Raw genomic sequence first — 26,045 nt, 5'->3', positions numbered from 1 at the left:
AGACATTTCTTGATGGGGACAGGGCCCTGGCCAAAATCTGACTGGATTTGAGGGGGGCTACACGGTCTCGGGGATGACCGAGACGAGAACGGCGAAGAAGTGGAAGACGCTTCCGGCCAGGACGAACCCGTGCCAGATGGCGTGTCCGTAGGGGAGGCGTCTCCAGACGTAAAAAACAACGCCAAGTGTGTAGCAGAGGCCTCCGGCCACGAGAAAAACCAGTCCTGAAGGGGGGAGGGCCTCAATCAGGGGCTTGATGGCCGTCACGGCAGCCCAGCCCATGGCCACGTAGATGCCCACGGACAGGGCGGTCCAGCGGCGAAGCAGACTGGTCTGGAAAATGATGCCGAAAAGGGCCAGGCCCCAGATGATGCCGAAAAGGGTCCAGCCCCAGGGTCCTCGGAGACTGATGAGGGTGAAGGGGGTGTAGGTCCCGGCGATGAGCAGGAAAATGGCCGCGTGGTCCAGGACCCTGAATACATTTTTGGCCCGGGGCAGGGGGATGCCGTGGTAGAGGGTGGAGGCCGTGTACATGAGGACCAGAGTGGCCCCGAAGATGCTGCAGGCGACGACGTGCCAGGCGTTTCCACGCATGGCGGCCAGGGCGGTCAAAATGCAGAGTCCGGTGACGGAGAGGAGAATCCCGGCCCCGTGGGTGACGCTGTTGGCGATTTCCTCGCCGGTGGTGTATCGTTGCCGGTTGTCGTTCATGGGTCGAGGATTACTGGGGGAATAGGCCGTTGTCAAAGCCCGGTCCGGAAAATCAGCGAAGAAAATATGATCAGATCCCGGTTTCAACAACCTTCATGACCATTTTTTCAGCTAGAGATCATAGTCCGACAGACGATAGTGTTTCGATCATGCGGGAGAACCGGTCCGTGCGGCCGAAATTGTGAACGTGCAGCCATGGAATGAGACAGGAAGAATTCTATTGCGTCGGACTGGTTTATTTTTTGGGAGTGGACCCAGAAAGATGCACGTTCAGTTCAGGCCTTAAACGCGTTGGCCCCCTCGCGGGTAATCCTCGGCCTTCCACAGGGGCGGACCGTCCCAGGGCGGGCGGACCGTTTCCATGTCCGGAACGGCGAAGTCGAGGCCCAGTTCCCGGAGACGTTCGGCCGTGGGCCGGGCTGTTTCGGGGTCAATAGCGTGAACGGCGTAATACTCGTTCAGCATGGCCTGGTGCTTGGCGTTCTCCACCTCCCACCGGCCATCGGTCATGTCCTCGGGCCGCATGGTCAGGCGGTCGTCGATCCTGCCGGCCCCCTGACGACAATTGAAGGCCCGTTCCAGCATGTAGATGCGGTCAGCGGCTGTCTCCAATTCTGCGGGCGTGAAATCTTGGCCCGTGGCCGCGGTCAGCAAGCGACAAAGGCCATCGTAGAGGGGGTGTTTCCAGACCAGGGGCAAGGCGCACGACCAGGCGTTGACGGCTCCCTTGCAGCGGCCGATGGCATCGGCCAGGGTGCAGACTCGCTCGGCCACGACCACGGCCGAAACCGGGTTGGTCTCCATATCGGCCGGGAGTTTGCCCGATTGGACAAGGGCCGGAAAGACCTGGGGGTCGTTCTCGCCAAAGGCCCAGCTTCGGCCCCGAAGGTGGTCGGCCCCTCGGGTGGAGGTGGCGTGGGCCAGGGCGAAGATCCCAGCCGGGAAGGGGCCTCGGCTCAAACCCTTGACATGGTAGCAATAGTCCATGGCCCGGCCGCCGACGATTTTGGCCAGGCCGTACATGCCCTCGGCCACCAGGTTGCCGAATCCATGACGGAGGGCGGTCTGGTGGATGAGTTCGACCTGGTCGTCGGCCGCATCCCAGGACAGATCCAGCCCACCGGTGTCCTCAAGGCCGATGAGATCGCGGGCAAAGAGGTCCTTGGCCAGGGCCACCGTGTTGCCCAGGGCCAGGACGTCCAGACCGTAGGCGTCGCACAGGTTCTCCATTTCCAGGATGACGACGGGATCCAGGACACCGCAATTGGTGCCAAGGCAATAGATGCACTCGTATTCAAGGGCCGCGCCGCGCTCCCCGGCCCGGCGGCCGGAAGGGATCTCGTAGAGATTCTTGCAGCGGACCGGGCAGTTGAAGCACCCGGTGCGCTTGACCTCGTACTTTTTCCAGCCCTCGGGATGCAGGGCGGCCGGAATCTCCTCGGCTTTCAGGATTTTTTCGTGGTTTCGCCAGCCGGGATACCAATGGGTCACCCCGTGGTGGGATCCGTATTTGGCGGCCACCTCGCGCTGGGTCGGGTCTTCCCGGAAAAAGCGACGATCCTCCTCGGCCAGGGCGGCAAAAACCTCGGGCTCGGCCAAATCCACCCGGCGGGTGCCGTCCACGACTACGGCCTTGAGTCTTTTGGAACCCAGAACGGCCCCGCTGCCCCGGGCGGCCGAGGCGTACTTGTCGACAATGGTCGAGGCCATGCGGACCAGGTTCTCACCAGCCTGGCCGATGGCGGCCACGGACACGGCCCGGCCGTGGCGTTCCTTGAGGATGTCCGTGGCCTCCCAGGTGGACAGACCCCAGATGTCACTTGCCGGTTCGATGGAGGCTTGGCCGTCGCGGACCAAAAGATAGACCGGCTCGGCCGAGGCCCCCTGGATGACGAACTGATCGAATCCGGCGGTTTTCATGGCATGGGCCATCTTTTCGCCGGCATTGCCGTCGCCCAATATTCCCGAATACGGAGACAGGGTGCTGACCTCCATTCGGCTGGTCATGGGCAAACTGGTACCCGACAGGGGACCGGCCCCGAAACAGACCACGTTGTCGGGACTTAGGGGATCGATTCCGGGCCGAACGCGTTCGAATAGGACCAGGGAGTTGAGGCCCCGGCCGCCCAGAAAGGCCCGCAAGAGGTCGACAGGGAGGGGTTCGACGGTCAGTCTGCCCGTGTCGAGATCGACGTTTAGGCGGCGCCCGCACCAGCCAAAGGCGGAAGTGGAGTCGGACATGGCGAGGTCCTCCATGAATTGAAATTCGACGACAGGCCGATGGCCCGGACAGACTCGGGAAATCAGCAAAAAGTGATCATTGCCGGTCCATTTCGGTTGTTCATGTACATTGACAGTCCGGCAGGAGAACGTCAAATTGAAATTCCTGGCCCAGCGACGCAACGGCCGTCCTCGTGTCCTGGCCGAGATTCAGAGATGATGTCGATGAGAATGAGGGATGGGAGTCAATGGGAGAGAAACCATGAATGAGGAGAGGCATGCTTGCCCGGCCGTGGTCCGTCGGGCCTGCAGCACCAGGACCGACGCTGAACAGGCCGTGGCCGAACTGGCTCAGGGCCTGAACGGGCCGGATTTGGCCGGTGTGGTTTTCTTCTGCAGTCCCTCCTACGATCTCGACCGTCTGGCTCAGGCCATGGAAGACGCCTTTGCCTGTCCGGTCATGGGCTGCACCTCGGCCGGAGAGATTTTTTCCCCTCTCGGATATCTGAAGGACAGCCTGGTCGGGGTCGGGTTCCTTTCGCCCCATATTTCCATGACCCCGGTGTTCATTCCCAGTCTGGCCGATTTCGTCAGGGAAACCGATCCTGCCATCCTGTCGTCGTCGACCCTGGCCGACAGCGATCGGATGTTTGCCTTGATGCTCGTGGACGGACTGTCTCTGCTTGAGGAGCGGCTGGCCTCCACCGTACATCGCCATCTCCGGGGCATACCCCTGATCGGAGGCTCGGCCGGGGACGGTCTCTATTTTCAGCGGACTCTGCTCTACCATCAGGGGCGTTTTCACGACAAGGCTGCGAGCATCGTCCTCTTCAGGACCAGCCTGCCCTTCAGGACCTTCCGTATCCAACACCTCGTGCCCACGGACGTCAAATTTGTCATCACCGAGTCCGACCCGTCCAGTAGGACGGTCTTCGAGATTAACGGCCTGCCGGCGGCCCAGGAGTACGCCCGCATCGTTGGCGTGCCGGTCGAGGGGCTGTGCCCCTCCATTTTCGCGGCCAATCCTGTCGTGTTGCAAATCGGGGGGCAATACTATGTCCGGTCCATCCTGAAGGCCAACGACAACGGCAGTCTGACATTCTATTGCGCCATCGACAACGGTCTGGTCCTGACCCTGGCCAAGGGATTGAATTTGGTGGACAATTTGAGCCGGAGCCTGGCCGAAACGGCCCGGGAGGTGCCCGATCCGCAGCTTGTCCTCGGCTGCGACTGTGTCCTGCGACGACTCGAACTGGAGCAGACTGGTCGGTTCGAACAGGCCCGGATGGTCCTGGCCGAGTACCCGTTTGTCGGTTTCAGCACCTATGGGGAGCAGTTCAGGGCCGTTCACGTCAACCAGACTCTGACCGGCGTCATGCTGGGAGGAACAGATGATTGAGCGGATTGCCGAACTGGAACGGGAAATCAAGGCTCTGCGCAAGATTAACCGGGTGCTTATGGAACGGGTCGAGCAGTCCGTGGACGGTAGTGGGGATGCCTTCGACTTGTTTGAGCGGAACATTCTTCTAGAGAAGCATGTGGAGGAGCGGACCTCCGACCTGGAAAAAGCCCGGCACCGCATGGCACGGCTTTTGGAAAAGCAGCGGCGGATCAGCGCAGAGTTGGCCGAGAACAAGATGCGGCTCGATCAGTTGGCTGAACAGAGCAGGACCGTTGTCTGGGAAATCGATTCCTGGGGAACCTTCGTCTATGTCAGCCCTGTGGTGGGACAAGTTCTGGGGTATCGACCCGAGGATCTTGTCGGCTTGAGGAATATCGTCGATTTCGAGCCAGCTTCCGAAGATGAGCCTTCCGCCCTGGCCCTGCGTGAGAGGATTCGGGCCGGCGAGCCGTTCACGGGATTGGTTAGAATCGTCCAGTCCTCGGAAGGCCGGAGGGTCTGGGTCTCGACCAATGCCATTCCTCGGAGAGACATCGACGGCGAGGTGGTCGGATACCGGGGCAGCGACACGGATATCACCGAGCGCAAGGCGGCTGAGGAGGCCTTGCGCGAGAGCGAGGCCCGACTAAAGGATCTTTTCGAGAACATGCCTAATGGCTATTATCGGTCTACGGTGGATGGCCGGTTCGTGGACGTCAACCCGGCCTTTGTCCGGATGCTCGGGTACAGCAGCCGGGATGAGCTTCTACGGGTGGACATCGCTAGGGATCTCTATGTCGAGCCGGAGGAGCGGAACCGGTATCTGAACGGACCCAATGCCGAGTTTCTGGAGTCCAGTCATTTCGAGACCTACCGGCTGAAGACCAAGGACGGTCGGATCATCGACATTGAGGACAACGCCAGATACGTCCGGGATGCCTCGGGCAGGGTGGCCTTTCACGAGGGCATCTGCCGGGACGTGACCGAAAGAAAACGGGCCGAGGAAGATCGGGAACGGCTTCAGGGCCAGCTGTTCCAAGCCCAGAAGATGGAGTCTGTAGGCATCCTTGCCGGGGGCGTGGCCCATGACTTCAACAACATTCTCCAGGCCATGAGTGGAAATGTTCAGTTTCTGCTCCAGGGCCGCACCGATGACGATCCCGACACTCCCCGTCTGCGGGCCGTGGAGAAGTCGGTGGACAGGGCGGCCCAGCTGGTCCGTCAGCTCATGCTTTTCAGCCGCAAGGCCGACATCGAGAAGACCCGAGTGGATGTGAACCGGGAGGTCAAGGGGGTCATGCGGATGATCGAACGGACCATTCCCAGGATGATCACCGTGGAATGCCGTCTGGAGCCTTCGGTATGGCCCATCCTGGCCGACCCTGTTCAGGTGGAACAGGTTCTTCTCAATCTGGCGGGCAATGCGGCCGACGCCATGCCCGACGGAGGGAAGCTGGTCATCGACACCGAAAATGTGACGGCCGACCGGGAGTTCGCCGACAGACATCTGGAGTCCCGGGCTGGACGATATGTGCTCCTGTCGGTTTCGGACACCGGGTGCGGTATGTGCCGGGAGACCATTGGTCATATCTTCGACCCTTTTTTCACTACCAAGGAGGTGGGAAAGGGGACCGGCCTGGGTCTGGCCTCGGTCTACGGCATTGTCAAGACCCATGACGGACACATCTTCTGCTACAGCGAAGAGGGCAAGGGCACGACCTTTAGAATTTACTGGCCGACTTTGGAAAAAGACGAGGCCAGGGAGACGGCTGTTTTCTCGGGCGGGAGCGAAATCGTCAGCGCTCAGGGCGCCGAGACCATCCTTTTGGTGGACGATGACGAGGCCATCCGGGAATTAACCTCCGAGGCCCTGGAATCCCTCGGATATTCGATCCTGACGGCAGCCAGCGGAGAAGAGGCCTTGGCAGTCATGGCCGAGCGGGCCGCGGCCGTGGATCTGGTCGTCCTCGATTTGGGCATGCCCGGCATGGGCGGCATGCAATGCCTTCGCGAGGTCAAACGCATGGCTCCGGAAGCCAAGGTACTCATCGCTAGCGGATACACCCTGTCGGGCCGTGACTCCGAGGCCGTCCAGGCAGGGGCGGCAGGTTTCATCGGAAAGCCGTACCATCTGGCCCTGCTCTCGGCCAAGATCCGGAGCATCATCGACGGCAAACCGGTCTGAGGGAGCTCTTTTCAGGCCGTCCACCTTCCTCCCTTCCATCCGGAGCATTGTGTCCCCATTTTGGAGTCATCCTTTCCTGGTGATTTCTGTAAAAAAATGGCAGAATGAAATCAGGTATGACTCCGTCTTGCCACATGACCGAGAATCCAATAGGTTTCAACTATGCGAAAAGATGACGACAAAGAACCGGGGGGCCAGGGTTCGGAGTTTTCGGAGTTTTGGTTTCGACGCACCGAAAATCTGATCTGGCGGGTTTCCGGCCAGGCAGCGACCATGGGCTTGGAGCCGATGGAAGTTCGACCCTTTGTCTCGGCATCGCTCGATGCCCTGACCGGGTACCAGTCATGCCAGCCCTCGGATCGGGATCATTTTCCAGTCAGATCGGCATTAATGAACCTTTGCCGCGGTGAAGTGTCTCCATGGAGGGCCCTTACGGTTATCAAGATGCTGGGCCGAGCCATGGAGGTCGAATTGTCGGAGTCGGGTCCGGCCGATGCCCTGGAACGGGAAAGATTTTGGCGCGATCTTCGGGACAGGCTCGACGGATACGAGGAAACCATGGTCCGGCTCCGGGCCAAAGGCGAGGATACCCGGTACGGGTCGAGTCTGGCTGGATCCGAGGTGAAGACCGACGGGAGTTCTGAGGACTTCTATCGACTTCTATTCCGCTGCGGGCCCAGGGGAGTTGTCGTGGCGGACATGAAAGGCCGGGTGGTGGCCGTGAACGCCGTGGCCCAAGGATTGTTCGCCAAGGCCGAATCGGAAATTCTGCGTCTGCCAATGGAGCATTTGTTTGAGACCGAAGTCCCGGACGCGATGCGCAGGGCGGTCGAGCGCCTGCGGCCGGGGAGGTCCAGAAAGATCAAGGCCCTGGTCCGTTCCGGCCAGAGAATCTCGTCGGTGATACTGACCCTGAGCCTCCTCGATCTGCAAGGAGACAGATATGTTCGTGTCTTGATGAGGATGGCGACCAAGAATACGTCTTCGCATCAATCTTCCCCGGGGGTCCAGGAAAATCCGTTGTTGAGACTGACTCCGACGGAGCAGGATATCTGTCGGCTGATTCTTCAGGGGGCCACGACTAGAGAAGTGGCCGAGGTCACCCACTCCGCCTTTGAAACCATTCAGACCCACCGCAAGAATATCCGGCGCAAGCTCGGCCTTCGCGGCCGAAAATCCTCTCTGCAATCCTTTCTTCGACAGAATGCTTCGATCTGAGATTTTTCCCCCTGTCGGGTAGATTTTATACCCGATTTCCCCCCGAAAACTCCCCTTTCGATTTTTGTCGAGCTCTGTAAGATTAATGGGCTTTCTTGTCGGTCATGGACGTCAAGGCCTTTGGCAAAACCGAAACATGGGGGTTGAATGGCCAAAATATCGGTAGAGCATATCTATAAAATCTTTGGGCCGGACCCAAAGAAGATCGTTCCCATGCTCAAGCAGGGCGTGAGCAAGGACGAGATCATGGAGAAGACCCGGCACGGAGTGGGGGTGGACGACGCCAGTTTCGAGGTTGCCGAGGGCGAGATCGTGGTTGTCATGGGACTCTCCGGGAGCGGCAAGTCGACCCTTGTCCGTTGCATCAATCGGCTCATAGAACCCACGGCCGGAAGCATCCATATCGACGGCACCGATGTCACCCGTCTGCCCATGAAGGAGATGAAGGCCATTCGCCTGGAAAAGCTGGCCATGGTCTTTCAGAATTTCGCCCTGTTCCCTCATCGGACCGTGGCCCAGAATGCGGCCTATGGCTTGGAGATCAAGGGGGTCGATCCTGCCGCCCGGATGAAAAAAGCCCATGAGGCCCTGGAAAAGGTCGGTCTGTCCGGCTGGGAGGACAGCTATCCAAGCCAGCTCTCAGGCGGCATGCAGCAGCGGGTCGGTCTGGCCCGGGCCTTGGCCCTGGACGCCGATATCCTGCTCATGGACGAGGCCTTCAGCGCCCTGGACCCTCTCATCCGCAGCGACATGCAGGACGAACTCCTGAACCTTCAGGAGGAGATGCGCAAGACTATCCTGTTCATCAGCCATGATTTGGACGAGGCCTTGAAACTGGGCGACCGGATCGTGCTCATGAAGGACGGAGCCATCGTCCAGATCGGCACGGCCGAAGAGATACTGACCAATCCGGCCAACGAGTATGTGCGGCGATTCGTCGAGGACGTCGACATTTCAAAGGTTCTGACGGCCGAATCGGTCATGAAGAAATCCGAGACCGTGGCCCATCTGAAAACCGACGGGCCCCGGGCCGCCCTTCGCAAAATGCGCAAGCACCGCATTTCGAGCCTCTTTGTCCTCGACGAGGAGCACAAGCTGGCCGGCATCCTTTCGGCCGACGATGCCGCCAGGATGATCGAGGACGGGGAACGGGACCTGTCCCGGTACATGCTCACCGATTTTACATCGGTCCCGCCCGAGACCCAGGCCCAGGAACTGTTCACCATCATGCACAATCTGCCCCACCCCTTGCCGGTGGTGAGCGAAAACGGAAAACTCAAAGGGGTCATCGTCCGCGGTTCCCTGATCGGAGCCATAGCCGAGAGGGGGAAAACATCATGATCATTTTCGGAATCACCATACCGCGCATCCCCTTGGGAGACGGCATCGAATGGCTGATCAACTTTTTCGTCGATCATTTCGCCTTCATCACCAAGGGTTTTTCGGCCGTCGTGGAACGGGCCCTGAACTGGCTCGAATCCGGCCTCATGTTCTTGCCTCCCTGGGTGCTCATTCTCATCCTGGCCGGACTGGCCCTGGCCCTGACCCGCAAGCGGGGCGTGGCCCTGTTCACCCTGGTCGGTTTTCTGCTCATCTGGAACATGAATCTTTGGCCGGCCACGGTCAGCACCATTTCCCTGGTCATCATCGCCACCCTGGTGGCCATCAGCATGGCCATTCCCCTGGGCATCCTGGCGGCTCTGAGCACCGTGGCCTACCGGATCATCATGCCCATACTGGACGTCATGCAGACCATGCCGGCCTTTGTTTACCTCATTCCGGCTATTCCTTTCTTCGGTCTGGGAAAGGTGGCGGCCATTTTTTCCACGGTGATTTTTGCCATGCCTCCGTCCATTCGTCTAACCTGCCTCGGCATCCGCCAGGTTCCACGCGAATTGGTCGAATGCGCCGATGCCTTCGGGTCCAACCGATGGCAGAAGCTCTTCAAGCTTCAATTGCCCATGGCTACGCCGACGATCATGGCCGGAGTGAACCAGACGGTCATGCTCGCCCTGTCCATGGTGGTCATCGCGGCCATGATCGGGGCCAAGGGTCTTGGCGGCGAAGTCTGGAAGGCAATCCAGCGGCTGCAGATGGGCAATGGGTTCGAGGCCGGCATCGGCATCGTCATCGTGGCCATCGTTCTGGACAGGGTGTTGCAGAAATTCGGCACCCGTCGTTCTATTTGAAACCTGAACAAGGAGAGTTGACATGAAAAGAATCGCTATACTTTTAGTTGGTTGTCTTGCCTTGACGGCAATGATCGCCACTCCGGTCCTGGCCGGCAAGGGCAAGGTCCGACTGGCCTACGTGGAGTGGGACTGCGCCACGGCCAGCACCAATCTGGCTAAGGCCGTGCTCGAAGAGCAGGGATATGAGGTGGAACTTTTTCCCGTGGCCGGAGCGGCCATGTGGCAGGCCGTCGGCACCGGGGACGTTGACGCCATGGTCACGGCTTGGCTGCCGGTGACACATGCCACCTATTTCGACAAGGTCCAGGACAAGGTAGAGAACCTGGGACCCATTACCGGCGGGGCCCGTCTGGGCTGGGCAGTTCCCACCTATGTGACCATTTCCTCCATCGAGGAACTCAACGCCAACGCCGACAAGTTCGACGGCAAGATCATTGGCATCGACCCCGGGGCCGGACTCATGGGCCTGTCGGAAAAAGCCATCAAGGAATACAAACTTGACAAGCTGGAACTCATGGAAGGCAGCGGGGCGACCATGACCGCGGCCCTGTCCGACGCCATCAAGAACAAGAAGTGGGTCGTGGTCACGGCTTGGTCCCCTCACTGGATGTTCGGCCGTTGGGAACTCAAGTATCTGGAAGACCCCAAGGGTGTCCTGGGCGAGGAGGAGCATATCGACACCATTGTCCGCAAGGGGCTGAAGAAAGACATGCCCGAAGTCTACGCCATCCTCGATCGTTTTTCCTACGACAACCCCAACCAGTTGCAGATGCTCATGGCCTGGAATCAGGAAAAGGACGCCGATCCTGCCGCCAATGCCAAGCGGTTCATGAAGGAGAATCCTGACCTGGTCAAAAAATGGCTGGACAAGTAGAGTGAGCTGATCTGATGAATGCAAAAGGCCGCCCTTTGGGGCGGCCTTTTTGTTTGGCCGACATATGGGAGATGGCTCATGACCCGGCAATAGAACAAGGGCTGCGGATCACGGTTTCGGATCATGCCGACACATTTTTGTTTTTGTCATGGAGCACCTTTTCATGCGCCGATTCCAGTTTGGGATCGAGCAGGGCCTGAGGCCGATGATCGACCCAGACCTCGACCCGTCTGTTCTTTTCCCTGCCGTTTTGGGTGGCGTTGTCGGCAACCGGGAGCCTGCTGCCCAACCCAAGAACGGAGTGAATGGGAAGCCCGCGAGAAATCAAGGTTTGGGCTACGGACTGCGCTCGGCTCAACGAGAGGCTGTCGTTGACTTCGTCGGCGCCGATGGAGTCGGCAAAACCGACAAGAGTCAATGATCGGCCACGGTTTTGATGAGTGTTCAGAAATTCCACGAGGCGTTCGACATCTTTTTGGCCCCTGCTGTCCAAACGATCAGATCCCGGCTTGAAGCGAAAGGCCATCGAGAGACGCGAGGAGGACCGTGCCAGCTTGAAGAACGCTTCGGGCGACTCGTCCGGAGGAGAAATGACGTGTTCGCTTATGGTCAGGGGAACGAATCCGGTCTGCTCGACATGGTGCTGTCCATTTTTGCTCAGGGCAAACTCGAGGAAGGGTCGGGCATGCTCACTCGAAGGATCGTCAAGGGTGTAGAGAAAAAGTCTTCGGGCTAGGGGGTAGTCTTCGGTGGCCACGGTGAATGGTGTCGGGAACACGGGCTTGTTCGACCCTTCGGCCACGGCCACCGCCTTGGAGGAGAGGATATAGGGCAGGCCGATGAAACCGATGGCCCGCATGTTTCTGGAAACCATTCCGGATAGGGCCCGGCTATCCTCTATTCGTTCGGCCAGAGGGGAGAGCGTCTTGTCTTGGAGCACCTTTTCCTTGAACAGTTCCCATGTGCCGGATTTTTCGTCCCTGGCGGCGATGACAACCTGGCCCTGGATGCCGCTTTCGGGAATTTGGCTCCAGTCATGCACTTCATCGGAAAAAATGGCGGCGATTTGATCAATGGTCAACGCCTCTATTTCATTTGCCGGATGGACGATGACGGCAATACCGTCCAGACCCAAAACATGCTCGAAGCCCGAGTCGTTCATCAGGCCATCCCTGTTCAGTATTTCCATTTCCTTATTTTTTATCGGTCGCGAGGCCATGCCGATATCGCAGCTTGCTTGGCCGAGGCCTTTGAAGGCCGTCGATGATCCGTGGGCTTCGATATCGATCCGGATCTGTTCACCGTTGGCATGGCTGGCGAGAACGGCACATTCTTCGGGTTTCTTGCCGGGTTCTACCCGAATGTCCCTGGCACCAATGGCGTCCAGATAGGCATTGGAAAGTTCTGGAGCAAGTTTGGCTCCGATGGTGTTTGAGCCTTGAATTCGCAATATGGTTCGCGGCGGTCCCGAGGGCGTGGGACCCTGTCCCTCGGATTCGGGCAAGGCCTGGGCCGTTCCGCTCCCGACGGTGTTCGACAAGAGCATCGTGGGAAGGTTCATCATCCAAGCGCCTCCGACGACGATCATTCCCAAGAACATGGCCAGCAATGCCCGTGGTAGCCGGCGGTTTTTTGGGGTCGGATCAAATTTGGATGACTGTATCTCAAGCGTATCATCGTCCTTTGGAACGAAGAACATCGACAAGATGGCTTCATGGGCTTCAATGGACTTGGCGATGGCCTTTTGATCCGCTTCCGGGGAGGTGAGCACCAAAAGTTCCCCGTCGTTGAACAGGGCGATCAAGCCGTTGACCCCGGACCACGGGATCGGGGCGAACCGCAGGCGATGTCTTGATTTCGGACGATCTGGCAATTTGGCTATGAGTCTCCGCAGCGATCTGAGGCCATCGTGTCCGAGATAGTCCTTCAGGCCGAAATCCACGATTTTTCCGTCCCTGCTCCTGGCCATGACACCATGGACCCCCGGTATGGTCGCCAGGGTGCTCATTTCCTTCTGCATCTATTTTCCTCCAGTTCGAGTTTTTTGACCATCAAGTTTTCACGCTGGATGCGAGAATGCCTTTGCTTGGCCGTGAATTGATTCCTTTGAATCACCATACTCGAATACTGGATGGTTTTGGTTTCTCTTGGATGACGATGACGTCAAATTTTGGAAACGGATTTAATTCGGTCAAGATCGTCCGACGACCAGCGAAGAATTTCACGGCATGAGTGAGGAATTCTTTTGGTGCTGAGTATATTGAGTTTTCGGCCTGGTTGTCGACAAAATCACGTCTGTCACCAAGAAGGGGGGGCGATGTCATGAAATTGTAACATGCCTTGGACTAATACTTCCAATTGAACGTTCGATATTTTGCGGGCCGGACCCGCGTTGTCCTGGGACACAACATTCGATCATCGGGAGAAGGCATGTCATCACAGAAATTTGAAACCATCATCCAGCGGGACGAAGCCGGACTCTTCTTCCGGTCTTTGGCCGATTCCGTGGAAAGGGGCGGGGGGATTCTGCAAGAACACGGGATCGAAATCCAGGCCTTCAGCAAGATCAAGGTCAGCCTTCGTCAGGATGGGCCAAGTCTCACGGTCCGGGTCAAGATCAAGGCCCGAGAGCACGATGAAGAGAATCAACCCCCTTCGTACAAAAAACTCAAAAAACGGATGAAGGTCTATTTTCGGGAGATCATCGCCTCCCTGGATTCCGGTACCTTGCCCTCCTCGGAAATCGTTTCGGTATTTCTGCACGACTGTGAACTGATGGTGGCCTACGAGGGCTATGGCGACGAACACTACGAGCAGTTCACGGCTCTTTGCGACGAGTTGCGGGTCTCACTCGAGACCGGCGATCTGGAACGGTCGCGCCAGGCCGCGGAGGCGCTGGAGGCCTGCAAGGAACAGTGCCATGACCAGCACAAGTAGGGTCGGGCGGAGGCCGGACATTGCGGCCGTGCCCAGAAACGGGGCTTTCATGGACCCGGCCCGGGAAACTTCGGAGGTGACGGACGAGGATCGGGCCAGGTTCGTGCGGGTCGTGTCCGAGGAGTTGACCCCAGAGCAACTGGATGTCCTTCGCCGGCCGGATCGGGTCCACGCCCGGCAGAAATCGGTTCTGGCCGTGCATTGGCATCCGGAGTTCATCCCCCTGGACGTAGCCATGGACAGGGTCCACGACATGTTTCCCAACCGGGAGTCCGAACTGGTCATTCCCACCCAGCACAATGAGCTCATGACCCTTGGGCCGTATGCCGGGGTGGAGGTGGACTGCTATTCCCGAGGGTTCAACCAGAAGGTCCAGTTGCTTCTCCATTTTCGGGCCGACCGCCTCGAGGGTGCCCATGTTCTTCGGTCCATGCTGGCCCACACCCACAAGTACCGATCCTCCCAATTGTTCGATTTCATGGAGACCATTGTCGGGCCCAACGAGGACAGGATACGGGCCGCGGCCCGGGAAACCGGGGCCGACCGCGTTCTGGTGGACTTCGTCCGCACCGGCGTGACAAAGGTTCGCGACCTGCTGGAAGCCAGTCTGGACAAGGTTCCGGCCAACGCCATCAAGAACAAGCTGCTGCGGAACTGGTTCAACGCCTTGCGCGAAGACTACGGCGACACTTTCATCGACCGGGTCCAAGTCTATCTCAAGACCGTCAAGGTCCTGGTCAAGGCCGAGTTTCCCCTCCACTACTTCTACCGGACCTCGGAGATCATCGAGGAGGCCCGGGCCCTGGGGGCCGGGATCGTGGTTCCCCACCCGGAACAATTCTGGCCCATCCTTCTGGCCGATTACGACGTTGACGGCTACGAGGTCTGGAACCCCCAGTCGCAGCGCTACACCGAGTTCCTGATCACCGCCGTTGAGCGCAAGAACGCCTGCGCCCCACATGATCGCCGTCTGCTCGTGTTCATGGGCGATGACACCCATTTGGGCGAAAAGATCAAGGACCCGGAGATGCAGGATGGGGAAAAGGCCTCCCGTGAAGTCGGGTATCAGCCGGCCTGGGACGACCCGGGCATCAGAAAACGGCTGGTCCTCTGTGGATTGGACCGATCTTTGGTCATCGAACAGTATCGAAACCGCCTGGACGGCTAGGCTAACAGGAGAAAGACCATGAGCGACGAGGGCAAGTTTTCCTTCGAGTCCATGCAGGACAACACGTCGATCCAACGATATCTCCAGTCATTGGAGGAAGGGTTCGCCAAGGGCAAGATCGTGCTCAGCACCGACGGCGAGGAAATGGTCATGCGGCCCGGAGGCATGCTCCGGTTCTCGGTCAAGGCCAAGAAGAAAAACGAGTCGTGCAAGATCAATCTGAAGGTCGAATGGAAGGAAATGGCCATAACTTCGGTCGCGCCTTCCGAAGACATGGTCATCAGCAGTTGACAGAGTCCACAAGGAATTCCGGAGACCGGCGATGATCACCTTTGAAGGCTTGATGGAGAACTTCAGGTTTCTGATCCTGGACGTCCGGGGACAGGTCCTGGCCACGTTCGACTTCCTGAACGAGCCCAACTCGGCCCTGTACGACAAGATCGTGGCCCGGGACGACTACATCGACAATTTGAAGAACATCATCGAGAACAAGTGCTTCTCGGAACTCCTGGGCGGGCGGAAGCTTCAGAAGGGCGAGATCAACAAGGTCCGGTCCATGCACATCGTGGCCGTCAACCTGGAACGGATCGCCGACTTCTGCGTGAACATCGTCCGCCAGGTCCAGTATTTCCGGCATTTCACCTTTCTCCACGAATTCGACTACGAGAGCCATCTCCTGGTCATCGAAGAAGGCCTGAACCATGTCCTCCCGGCCATGGAGGAGCACGACGTGACCCTGGCCCTGGAGATCTGCCGGGCCGAGAACAGCCTTGACAAAATGTACAAGCTGACCTTCGGCCACATCATGGACCGCCTTCAAAGCACGACCCGGGACGTGCAGGATCTGGTCACGGTGCTGTTCATCTTCCGGTATCTAGAGCGGATCGGGGATTCCCTGCTGAACATCGGGGAAGCCATTCTCTTCGCGGTCATCGGAGAGAAGATCAAGATCCACCAATTCCAGGCCCTGCAGCGGAATCTGAGCAAGAGCGGATTTGCCGGCCATCTGGACGAGGTGGACTTTCAGGCCATCTGGGGGACGCGGTCCGGGTGCCGGATCGGGCGGGTGGAGAAAAAGGACGACCACGGCCTGGAAACAGCCACGGGCAGCATCTTCAAGGAAGGGACACAGGCCAAGATACATGGCGAGAAGGAAAACCTGGAGCGATGGGATGCCCTGTTCCCGGGCCTGGTACCCAAGGTTTTCAGCTATTCCGAGGACAGCGTCGAGGGCAGCGCCTCCATGTTGGTCGAATTTTTGCCCGGGTGCACCATGGACGAGGTCATTCTGTCCTCAGAGTCCGAGATCCTGGAGAACGCCTGTTTCATTTTGCAGGAGACCCTGGCCTCCATCTGGCAGTCGACCCTGGTCCCAGGGCCGGTGCGGGTGAATTTCATCTCCCAGCTTCGGGATCGACTGGAGGCCGTGCTTCAGGTCCACCCCCGGATCATGCGGGAGGAGAGCGTGCTGAACGGCACGACCATTCCTTCCACGGTTTTCCTGATTTCGTCATGTCGAAAATTGGAATCGGAGTTGACGGCGCCATTCTCGATCTTCATCCACGGGGACATGAACTGCAACAACATCGTTTACGACCATGGCGAGCAGCGGGTCCGGTACATCGATGTGTATCGGTCCCGGATGTTCGACTATGTCCAGGACGTTTCGGTTTTTCTGGTTTCCAATTTCAGAATGCCTGTCTTCGAGGCCGGTCTGCGCGAACGCCTGGAAACGGTCATGGACTCGTTTCTGCACTTCGCCCGGGCCTTTGCCGCCGAGCAGAAGGATTCGACCTTCGAGGTCCGCCTGGCCCTGGCCGTTGCCCGGTCCCTGTGCACCTCGACCCGGTTCGAGCTGGACGGATCCTTTGCCCGGGACATGTTCAACCGGGCCCATTACCTGTTCGAGAATCTGGCCGCCCTTGATGGATCAGGCGTCCACGAGTATGTCTTTCCTGACCGGGTCCTTCGGGCTTGAACGGGCCCGACAACACAAGGACAAAGGAGCATGACCGATATGAATACGACCGGGCCACGCATGGCCGTGGTGGGGACCATCGGCGGATGGTCTTCGGAACTGCTGGCCGACACCGTGGGCCGGTTGACCGGGCAGAGGCTGCTGGTGGACATGGAAGAGGTCCGGGCCGATCTCGACTCGGGCCAGGTCTGGTACCGGGGTGTGGACCTGGCAACCATGGACGGTCTGATGATCAAGAAGATCGGGGCCAGGTACTCGCCCCTGCTTCTGGATCGTCTGGAAATCCTCCGTTATCTCGAATCCAGGGGGACCAGGGTCTTTTCCTCGCCCGAGGCCATTATCCGGGTCCTGAACCGCCTGACCTGCACGGTGACCATGCGTATGGCCGGAATCCCCATGCCTCCGACGACCATAACCGAGAGCGTGGACGAGGCCATCGAGGCCGTCGGAATGTACAATCAGGCCGTGTTCAAACCCCTGTACACCTCCAAGGGCCGAGGTATGTGCGTTATCGCCGACAATGGCCAATGCGCCGAGAAGATCCGGGACTACCATCGGGACAACGCCATCATGTACATCCAGCAGATGATCGACCTGAACGGCCGGGATCTGGGCATTGTCTTTCTGGGCGGAAAATATGTGACCACCTACGCCCGGTGCTCCACGGACGGGTCGGCCTGGAACACGACCACGGTTTCTGGCGGCAAGTACGAGGCCTGCGACCCCCTGCCCGAGAGTATCGAGGTGGCCGAGCGGGCCCAGGCCCTGTTCGGTCTTGAATTCACCTGCGTCGACGTGGTCGAGACATCACGGGGCCCCATGGTTTTCGAGGTCTCGGCCTTTGGGGGCTTCCGGGGCATACTCGAGGCTCGCGGCCTGGACGCGGCCGAGCTTTATGCCAAACATGTATTGGGGAGGCTGGGGGCATGACCGGACCGACCGTATCATCCCTGGTCAACGAGTTGCATCGAGCCTATCCGGCTGGATTCGCTCTGAACTTGGCCTTTGGCCGATTTCGGATTCAACTTCTGTCCAACCACGACGGCCTGATTCGGGAATTGAAGGAGTATTTCGGGCCCTTCGTGTCCTTGAAGCCCGATTTCGAACCGGTCATGGTCGTCACGGCCCACCAGGGCGAGCCGCCTTTGACGGATCTGGCCTTCGAGACCAGACCGCCGGACCCGGGCAAGACCAAGATCAAGGAAGAGTTCGTCGATCTGCCCGACGGCCGTATCGTCCGCAAGCGCCTGACCGGCATGGTCTTCGCTTTTGGCGGCGATCTGCACGCCGCAGTGGGGCCATGTCTGGACAACCCCAACCAAGTGGTCAACTTCATCAACAACCGGCACATCGACTGGATGCTCAACCAGGGCGGAATCCTGGGCCATGCGGCCGGAGTGGCCGCCCATGGCCGTGGCCTGGCTCTGGCGGGTTTCTCCGGGGCCGGCAAGTCGACCCTGGCCCTCCACCTCATGAGCCGGGGAACTTCCTTTGTCAGCAACGATCGGCTCGTGGTCCAGGCCGGAGAGCCGATGACCATGCACGGGGTGGCCAAGCTTCCCCGGATCAACCCGGGAACGATCATGGGCAACCCCGACCTGGCCGGAATGCTGACCGAGACCGAGCGGGGCATTTACGAGGCCATGGTTCCGGACGAGTTGTGGAGCCTGGAGGCCAAACACGACGCCTTTCTCGACCAGTGCTTCGGCCCGGGCCGGTTCTGTCTGGAGGCGCCCATGGACGGGCTGGCCATCCTCAACTGGAAGCGGGGTCAGGGGAAATGCCGGGTCGAGGTCGTTGACCTCGATGCCAGACGAGATCTTTTGCCGGCCTTCATGAAATCACCTGGCCTCTTTTTTCTGCCCCGTCCGGGAATAAACCGGGAACCGGGTCCCGAGGTCTATGTCCGGGCCTTGGCCGGGTCCTTGGTCCTGGAATTCTCCGGTGGAGTGGATTTCATCCTGGCCGCGGACACCTGTCTGAACTTCCTTCGCCATGGCCGACCCGGAGTGGCTGCATGACCAGCCTGTCCATCGATCGCCGGGTCCGCATTCCGGACCGGGTCCGCCTGGAGCGATACCGGCGCAGCCCGGATCTGGGACCGGCCATCCTCTTCTTCAGCGGAGGCACGGCCTTGCGGGAGACCAGCCGGCGGCTGGTGGCCTACACTCACAATTCCATCCACCTGATCACGCCGTTCGACTCGGGGGGCAGTTCGGCCGAGTTGCGGCGGGCCTTTGCCATGCCGGCCATCGGCGACATCCGCAACCGGCTCATGGCCCTGGCCGACCAAAGTCTCCTGGGCAACCCGGCCATCTTTCGGCTTTTTGCCCACCGTTTTCCCAAGGATGGGCACTATGAAATTCTTGTGGACGAACTCCGGGCCATGGCCGCCGGGGAACATTCCTTGGTGGCCGAGATCGTGGACCCCATGCGCAAGATCATCCGCCGCAGTCTGGAGACCTTTCTCCAGCGCATGCCCCGGGGCTTCCGGCTCCAGGGGGCCAGCATCGGCAACCTGATTCTGGCCGCTGGATACCTGGAGAACGGCGGGCATTTGGACCCGGTCATCTACCTTTTCTCCATGCTGGTCCAGGTTCGGGGCACGGTCCGGGCCGTGGTCAACTCTGACCTCGACCTGGTGGCTGAACTGGAGAACGGGGAGAGAATCGTGGGCCAGCATCTTTTGACCGGCAAGGAGGCCGGGCCCATTTCCAGCCCGGTCCGGGATATCTATCTGGCCGACAAGGCCGGGAACCGAGCCGAGGTCGAGATCCGGGACAAGATCCGGGCTTTGATCGACGGCGCCGATCTGATCTGCTATCCTATGGGCAGCTTCTATTCCAGCCTGGTGGCCCCGATCCTGCCCCGAGGCGTTGGCCGGGCCGTGGGGGCCAATCCCTGCCCCAAGGTCTTTGTTCCCGGCACGGTCCCTGATCCTGAATGTCCGGGCATGAGCGTTGAAGACCAGGTCCGGGAATTGTTGCGCTATCTCAAGCAGGATGACGAGGGCCTGTCCAACGACGCGGTCCTCAAGTATGTCCTGCTGGATACCAGGGCCGGACGGTATCAGGGCAAGGTCGAGCGCCTGCGGCTTCATCAGCACGGGGTGATGGCCATCGACGCGTCCCTGGTCAGTCCAGAGTCCTCGCCGTTCATCGATCCGGGTCTCTTGACCGAGGCCCTGCTTTCGCTGACCTGAAACCGAAATCAACAAGGAGTGGATCAATGGAAAAGAAGAAAGTCGTGTTCAAGCAGACCATGGAAACGGCTGCGGCCGTCGAATACCTGGAAAGTCTGGTCAAGGCCTTCAAGGCCGGCCGGATCGTGGTCGAGCAGGGCGAGACCTCGGTGGAGCTTCTTCCCGGCCAGGTCGTGGACGTGGAAGTGGAGGCCAAGGTCAAGGAAGGCAAGGCCAAGTTCGAGATGGAGTTGGGCTGGATGACTTCCGCGGCGGATGAGGGCGAGGGGCTGAGCATTTCGGACAAGCCCTCCGAACCGGTCGAGGAAAAGCCTGCGGCCCCGTGCCCCATCGGCGGTGAAAAGGCGGCCGGGCCCAAGCCCGAGGACGTGTCCAAGGCCCCCAAGAGCGTCGTGCCTAAGGCCAAGCCCGAGGAGGCCAAAATCGGATCCGGCCCCAAGACCGGCAAATAGCATCGGGAACGGACGAATGAAAACGGCCCGTCCGCAGATAATGCGGACGGGCCGTTTTCATTTCATTCCCCGGCCGGCACCGTAAAATGGAAGGTCGCCCCCCGGCCGGGGTCGCTTTCGGCCCAGATCCGGCCGCCGTGCCTGGCGATGAAGTCCCGGCAGAGGATGAGACCCAGGCCGCTGCTTTTTTCCCCTTCGGTTCCGGGCCGGGAGGTCTTTTGGTTGAGGGAAAAGAGTCGTGAGAGCTCCTTCGTGTCCAGGCCGACCCCGTTGTCCTGGACAGCCGCGTGAATCATGGACCCCCGGCGTTCGGCCATGACCGAGACCGTTCCTTCTCGGTGGGTGAATTTCAGGGCATTGCCCAGGAGGTTTCTGAGGATCGTGTCCATCATGGGTTGGTCGATCAGGGCCTGGACATGGTCGGGAACCCGATTCTCCAAGGAAATGGATTTCAGGGCGGCCATGGGACGAACTGCGTCCATGGCCCTGGCGACCATGGACCGAAAATCGCAGGATCGCGGCTCATACTCGATCATTCCTCGTCGCAACATGGCCCATTGGAGAAGATTGTCCAGGAGTTCCGTCACTCCTTCGGCCCCCTTGAGCAGGGCCTGGGAGATCGTTTTCAATTCGGCTGCGGACCAGCCCATGACGTCGTCGGCAAAGGACCGGGTCAGGGACAGGAATCCTGACATGGGGGACTTCAGGTCGTGGGCGATGATGGAGAAGAAGGCGTCCTTTTCGACAATGGCTTGTTCGAGTTCCTTGACGATCTTGGCCATTCTATCTTCGTCTCGTTTTCGCGCGCTGATGTCCCGGCAGAAGCAGACGAAGCGACCGCCGTCGATGTCCAGGTGGGAGACCGAAACCTCGACGTCGAACAGACTTCCGTCCTTGCGGCGATGTCTGGTCTCGAAGCGTTCAGATCTGTTTTGGACAATACGCCCGATGCGGGCCTTGGTCTCTTCGAACCGCTCCACGGCCTCCAGGTCGGAGACCCCCAGACGGGTCAGCTCCTCTTTGCTGTATCCCGACATGCGGCAATAGGCGGCATTGGCCTCGGTGATCCGCCCCTGTCCGTCGATGATCCAGAAACCATCCTGGGTCGTTTCAAGGATGGCGCTCAGGAAACGTTCCCGCTCCCGGAGGGCCGTTTCGGCCCGGATCTGGGCGGTGATGTCCGAGACCACGAGCAGGATCCTGGATTCGGAACGGGAGGACGGCTTGAAGGATTCATCCTCGATCCGGCCGACGCACCGGACGTTCCGGGTTCCTTTGGCGCACTTCAGCCGAAAGTCGAGTTCCTTTCCCCTGGGGGTTTTGAAAAAGGCCCTGAACCGGCCGTGAAAGACGGATCGGTCGGCGGCGAGGATGAAATCGGCCAGGGCCTTGGTGGGGAGGAGATGGGCCTCCTTGCCGACCATGGTGGCGAAGGTTTCGTTGGTCTGGACGATGATGCCGTGCTCGTCGACCGTCAGATAGCCCACCGGGGCGTCGTTGAAGAGCCTGGCGAAGCGGTCCCGGGCTTCCTCAAGCTGCTTCTGGGTTTCCCGAAGCTCCTCGTTTTGGATTTCCAGCTCGATCTGATGAACCTGATAGTCGTGGATCAGGGCCTTGAGTTCGGCTCCGGAAAGGTTCTCGGTCATCGGCGGAGACTGAAACAGACGGGCCTCGGCCCGCTCCCGCAGGGAGTTTTTTTCTTCCCTGGAATCATCGCTCATGGTCACCCTCCTGGTCGGAACCCCGGCCGTCGCGTTTGGAACGCTTGCGGTCGGTGATATCAAAGGCGCTTTCCAGCCGCACCAGCCGTCCGTCGACCCATTGTATGGCCCGATCGAAACATGCGTACCACCGATCCGTTACGGGATTGTGGAATTCCCAGCTGTACTCGCCGGTGGGTTTGCCTTCGGCATCCACCAGCTTGTCGTTGGTGCAGAAATCGCATGGGCCGGAACCGTTCTGGAGCACCTTCCAGCATTTCTGCCCGGTACCGTCTCCATAGTCGTTCTGGCCGTATTTGTTCATGAACAGGATTTCATGGGTCTCCATGTCGGCCACGTAGATGAGGGCGTTGATGCTGTCCAAAACGGTCAGGAGCCGGTCATGGGCGGCCTTGACTTCCTCCTCGGCCATCTTCTGTTCGGTGATGTCGGCGAAGATGCAGGCGAACTGGTCCGGAGCCGGCCTGAAGGCCGTGACCCGGAAATGCTTGTTCTGTTCCCGGGCGTAGTTGTCAAAGGTCTTGGCCTCGCCGGTCAGGGCCACTTGGCCAAAGGCCTCGATCCAATAGGGCTCGGTATTGGGCAAAACCTGGAGAACCGTCCGGCCGACGATGTCTTCGGCCCGCAAACCGGTCATTCGTTCAAAGGCCGGGTTCACGGCCAGAAAACGGTAATCGACGGGTTTTCCAATGTTGTCGCAGATGACGGCGTGGACGGCGAACCCGTTCAGCATTTCCTTGAACAGGGTCTGGTAGTCCTGGGCGACGCGCCGTTTTTCGGTGATGTCATCGAATATGGCGTAGGCCTGATAGGGGATTTTCTCCCCGGGCCTGAAAAGGGGCGTGGCCGTGATGGACAGCCAGATGTAGTCGTTTCTGTCGGGATGGAACACGGCCCGGATGACCGGGCCGACGATCCGTCCGGTCCGCAGGGCAATGGACGACGGGTGTTCGGTTCCGGGAACGTTGGCCCCCTTTTCGTCGATCATTTTCCAGCGCGGGTCCATGGAGGTCTTGCCCTTCAACTGGTCCTGGGTCAGGCCCAGAATCCGTTCGGCCGCCGGGTTGGCCGAAAAGATCGTGCCGTCGGCCAGATGGTAGACCACGCCAAGGGGCAGGGTCTCGAACAGGCCGCGGTGCTTTTCCTCGCTGGCCCGCAGGTCTTCCTCGGCCTGCTTGATCCTGGTGATGTCCACAAAGGAAACCATGGCCCCGGAAAATATCTTGGGGCCCACGGCATAGGGGACGACGCGCATGAGGTGCCATCGGCCGTCCATGGTCCGGACCTCGTGTTCGGACATGCGTCCGGTTTTCTGGACCTCCTCGATGATCTTGATCGGGTCGACATTGGCCAGGTGATGGGAAATGTGGGTCAGGGGCCGGCCGACGTCGCTGTCCAGGAGCTTGAAGATCTCCACGAGCTGGGGCGAAAAGCGACGTATCTCCAGGTTCTCGTCCAGGAGCAACTGGCCGATGAGGCTGGCCCGGAGCAGGTTGTCCACGTCGTTGTGGAGTTCGCTCAACTCCATGATCTTGGACTGGTACTCGGAGTTGACCGAATAGAGTTCCTCGTTGGTGGACTGGAGTTCCTCGTTGGTGGACTGCAATTCCTCGTTGCTGGCCAGGAGTTCCTCGTTGGTGGCCTGGAGCTCCTCGTTGGCCGTTTCCAATTCCTCCACCGTGGCCTGGAGGTTTTCCCGGGTGAATTGCAGCTCCTGCTCCAGGTCCTTGATCCGCTGCTCGGCCTCGCGGGACAGGTCGTAGGTCTGCACGGCCTGGGCGGGATCCGACGGTTTCATCTTCCTGACTTCCTCGAGGAAGACGGCCGCCAAGGCCTCCTGGCCTTTTTTTTGGGGCAGGGGCTTGATCCGCAGGTCGATCATTCTGTGGCCGTCCTGATGACGGATGCGGACGTTGGTGAAATGCAGTGGCTCCTGCTTGCGGAAGACCTTTTGGATACCCGTGGACAGGGGTATGGCCAGGTCCTTGGCCGCCATCTTGGAAATGTCCATGGAGAGCTTGCCCGAGGGGACCTTGAAGAAGCCCTCGGTGTCGCCGATGATGTGGACGATCTCCATCTGCTCGTTCACGATCACGGCCAGATCGACGTAGTCCTCGGTCAGGACGTCGACAAAACGCTCCAGAACCCGATCGCCTGCGCCCTGTTGCTCCCTGCGCAGCCCGGTGAAACGGCCGCCAAGGTCGCGGTACCGGACTTCCGGGGCGTGGGGAAGCATGATCCCGTCCTTGACATGCTTGACCAGCCCCTTGGTCCGGAAGATCTTGCATTTGTGATCCAGGCTCTCGAAATAGTCGCTCATCTCACCGGTGGTTTCGCTGGTGCCCAGAATCAAAAGGCCCCGCAGGTTCAGGGAGAAATTGAAGAATTCGAAAACCTTGCGCTGCAGGAGCGGCTGGAGGTAGATGAGCAGGTTGCGGCAGGAGATGAGGTCGATGTTGGTGAAGGGCGGATCCTTGATCAGGTTGTGCTGGGCAAACACGACCATCTCCCGGATGTTGCGGGCGATCTGGTAGCTGTCCTGACGCTTGTAGAAGTATTTGGTCAGCAGGCCCTCGGGAATGTCGGCGGCGATGCTGTCGGGATAGACCCCGTTGGCGGCGAACTGGACGGCGTCCCGGTCGATGTCCGTGGCGAAGATCTTGAGGTCGCGGAAATTCCCCGAGGCCTGCATGCACTCCTTGGCCAGGATGGCCAGGGTGTAGGCTTCCTCGCCGGTGGAACACCCGGCCACCCAGAATCGGGTTTCCCTATTTTCGGCTCTGTCCAGGATTTCGGCCAGCCATTTCTGCTTCAAGAGATCAAAGACCTCGCGGTCCCGAAAGAACCGGGTCACGCCAATGAGGAATTCCCGGAACAGGGTGGCCGCTTCGGCCGGATACTTCTGGAGATAGGCCACGTAGTCCCTGATCTCGTCGATCCGGTTGATGGACATGCGGCGTTCGATGCGTCGGGTGATGGTGCTCGGCTTATAAAAGGTGAAGTCGACCTTGAACTTTTCCCGGAGCATGGAAAAGATCCGGCTCAGGGCGTCCTCGTCGCTGATGGCGGTTTCGGACCGCTCGGCCTTGGCCACAAAGGGGTGCTTGGCAAAGGACAGGAGACGGTCCGGCATTTCGTCGGGAGGGAGGACAAAGTCGACTAGGCCGGTGGAGATGGCCGCCCGGGGCATGCTGTCGAACTTGGCCGACTCTTCGCTCTGGACCATGGCCATGCCGCCGAACTCCTTGACGGCCCGGACGCCGCGCATGCCGTCGCTGCCCGATCCGGACAGAATGACGGCCACGGCTTTTTCGCCCTGGTCCTCGGCCAGAGAGCGGAGGAAGATGTCGATGGGCAGATTGATGGCCCCCTTGACGTGTTCCTGGTCGTTCAAGATCAGCTTGCCGTGGAAGATGGTCAGGTTCTTCTTGGGTGGAATCAGGTAGATGTTGTCCGGCAGGACGACCATGCCGTCTTCGGCCCGCTGGACCTTCATCCGGGTTTTCTTGGACAGGATCTCGACCATCAGGCTCTTGTAGTCCGGCGAGAGGTGCTGGATGACGATGAAGGCCAGGCCGCTTTCCGAGGCCATGCCCGAGAAAAAGGCCTCGATGGCCTCCAGGCCTCCGGCCGAGGCCCCCACGGCCACATACAGGGCCGGGGCTTGTGGGGTTGGGCCGGTCGATTTGCCTGCGGGGGTAGGGATCTTTGAAGAGCGTGGGTTTTTTCTGGGCATGGGGTATTTGTGAGAAAGTAGTTACATGTTTGAGGCGAAGGATCTCAGAATCTTTTCCAGGTCCTTCAGT

General features: G+C 59.6%; 19 protein-coding genes. 14 read left to right on the top strand and 5 right to left on the bottom strand.

The features are described from left to right. Positions 1-57 precede the first annotated feature (57 nt). Together EOM25_00460 and EOM25_00455 are read right to left on the bottom strand one after the other, a co-directional pair. Complete coding sequence (locus EOM25_00460) at positions 58-711, bottom strand: hemolysin III family protein (protein NCC23658.1); 654 nt, start codon at positions 709-711, stop codon at positions 58-60. A gap of 282 nt (positions 712-993) precedes the next feature. Further along, positions 994-2,952, bottom strand: a complete 1,959-nt coding sequence (locus EOM25_00455; protein NCC23657.1) for an aldehyde ferredoxin oxidoreductase — start codon at positions 2,950-2,952, stop codon at positions 994-996. Positions 2,953-3,169: 217 nt separating this feature from the next. Between EOM25_00455 and EOM25_00450 the strand changes: the two genes are divergently transcribed. From EOM25_00450 to EOM25_00425, 6 genes are all read left to right on the top strand, one after another. Next, the gene (locus EOM25_00450) at positions 3,170-4,330 is read left to right on the top strand and encodes a hypothetical protein (protein ID NCC23656.1); all 1,161 of its coding nucleotides are present in this window, start codon (positions 3,170-3,172) and stop codon (positions 4,328-4,330) included. After that, the gene (locus tag EOM25_00445) at positions 4,323-6,497 is read left to right on the top strand and encodes a PAS domain-containing sensor histidine kinase (protein ID NCC23655.1); all 2,175 of its coding nucleotides are present in this window, start codon (positions 4,323-4,325) and stop codon (positions 6,495-6,497) included. The genes EOM25_00450 and EOM25_00445 overlap by 8 nt, the downstream gene beginning before the upstream one ends. A 162-nt stretch (positions 6,498-6,659) precedes the next feature. Further along, a complete protein-coding gene (locus tag EOM25_00440; GenBank protein ID NCC23654.1) occupies positions 6,660-7,715 on the top strand; it encodes a PAS and helix-turn-helix domain-containing protein in 1,056 nt (351 codons plus the stop codon). Positions 7,716-7,862: 147 nt separating this feature from the next. Next, positions 7,863-9,056 (top strand): glycine betaine/L-proline ABC transporter ATP-binding protein, encoded by a 1,194-nt coding sequence (locus tag EOM25_00435; protein ID NCC23653.1) that lies wholly within the window; start codon positions 7,863-7,865, stop codon positions 9,054-9,056. Beyond that, on the top strand, positions 9,053-9,904 hold the full coding sequence (locus tag EOM25_00430) for a proline/glycine betaine ABC transporter permease (protein ID NCC23652.1): 852 nt from the start codon (positions 9,053-9,055) through the stop codon (positions 9,902-9,904). Before EOM25_00435 ends, EOM25_00430 begins: the two co-directional genes overlap by 4 nt. Before the next feature lie 22 nt (positions 9,905-9,926). Continuing rightward, positions 9,927-10,781, top strand: a complete 855-nt coding sequence (locus EOM25_00425; protein ID NCC23651.1) for a glycine betaine ABC transporter substrate-binding protein — start codon at positions 9,927-9,929, stop codon at positions 10,779-10,781. A gap of 121 nt (positions 10,782-10,902) precedes the next feature. On the opposite strand, the gene EOM25_00420 is transcribed toward EOM25_00425, so the two are convergent. Next, positions 10,903-12,801 (bottom strand): cell envelope biogenesis protein OmpA, encoded by a 1,899-nt coding sequence (locus EOM25_00420; GenBank protein NCC23650.1) that lies wholly within the window; start codon positions 12,799-12,801, stop codon positions 10,903-10,905. A 410-nt stretch (positions 12,802-13,211) separates the two neighbouring features. Here EOM25_00420 and EOM25_00415 point away from each other — a divergent pair, with 410 nt between their 5' ends. Genes EOM25_00415 through EOM25_00380 form a run of 8 tightly spaced genes read left to right on the top strand, consistent with a single transcriptional unit; the run spans position 13,212 to position 20,518 of the window. Then, on the top strand, positions 13,212-13,718 hold the full coding sequence (locus EOM25_00415; protein ID NCC23649.1) for a GAK system XXXCH domain-containing protein: 507 nt from the start codon (positions 13,212-13,214) through the stop codon (positions 13,716-13,718). Between the two features lie 49 nt (positions 13,719-13,767). Beyond that, entirely contained in the window at positions 13,768-14,886 is a 1,119-nt protein-coding gene (locus EOM25_00410; protein NCC23648.1) for a hypothetical protein, read from the top strand. An 18-nt stretch (positions 14,887-14,904) separates the two neighbouring features. Beyond that, positions 14,905-15,177, top strand: a complete 273-nt coding sequence (locus tag EOM25_00405; protein NCC23647.1) for an amphi-Trp domain-containing protein — start codon at positions 14,905-14,907, stop codon at positions 15,175-15,177. A gap of 31 nt (positions 15,178-15,208) precedes the next feature. Then, complete coding sequence (locus tag EOM25_00400; protein ID NCC23646.1) at positions 15,209-16,864, top strand: PhoU family transcriptional regulator; 1,656 nt, start codon at positions 15,209-15,211, stop codon at positions 16,862-16,864. A gap of 39 nt (positions 16,865-16,903) precedes the next feature. Then, entirely contained in the window at positions 16,904-17,794 is an 891-nt protein-coding gene (locus EOM25_00395; protein NCC23645.1) for a GAK system ATP-grasp enzyme, read from the top strand. Continuing rightward, complete coding sequence (locus tag EOM25_00390; GenBank protein ID NCC23644.1) at positions 17,791-18,885, top strand: HprK-related kinase B; 1,095 nt, start codon at positions 17,791-17,793, stop codon at positions 18,883-18,885. The genes EOM25_00395 and EOM25_00390 overlap by 4 nt, the downstream gene beginning before the upstream one ends. After that, the gene (locus EOM25_00385) at positions 18,882-20,066 is read left to right on the top strand and encodes a GAK system CofD-like protein (protein ID NCC23643.1); all 1,185 of its coding nucleotides are present in this window, start codon (positions 18,882-18,884) and stop codon (positions 20,064-20,066) included. Before EOM25_00390 ends, EOM25_00385 begins: the two co-directional genes overlap by 4 nt. A gap of 26 nt (positions 20,067-20,092) precedes the next feature. Then, the gene (locus EOM25_00380) at positions 20,093-20,518 is read left to right on the top strand and encodes an amphi-Trp domain-containing protein (protein ID NCC23642.1); all 426 of its coding nucleotides are present in this window, start codon (positions 20,093-20,095) and stop codon (positions 20,516-20,518) included. A gap of 62 nt (positions 20,519-20,580) precedes the next feature. Here the strand turns inward: EOM25_00380 and EOM25_00375 are convergent, their stop codons facing one another. After that, complete coding sequence (locus EOM25_00375; protein NCC23641.1) at positions 20,581-22,239, bottom strand: PAS domain S-box protein; 1,659 nt, start codon at positions 22,237-22,239, stop codon at positions 20,581-20,583. Then, positions 22,229-25,975: a PAS domain S-box protein gene (locus tag EOM25_00370; GenBank protein NCC23640.1), complete on the bottom strand. Its 3,747-nt coding sequence runs from the start codon at positions 25,973-25,975 to the stop codon at positions 22,229-22,231. The genes EOM25_00375 and EOM25_00370 overlap by 11 nt, the downstream gene beginning before the upstream one ends. Between the last annotated feature and the right edge of the window lie 70 nt (positions 25,976-26,045).

The organism is Deltaproteobacteria bacterium, assembly GCA_009929795.1.
Lineage (GTDB): Bacteria > Desulfobacterota > Desulfovibrionia > Desulfovibrionales > Desulfomicrobiaceae > RZZR01.
The sequence above is the reverse complement of the archived record's forward strand: the minus strand, read 5'-3'. Positions and strand labels throughout refer to the sequence as shown.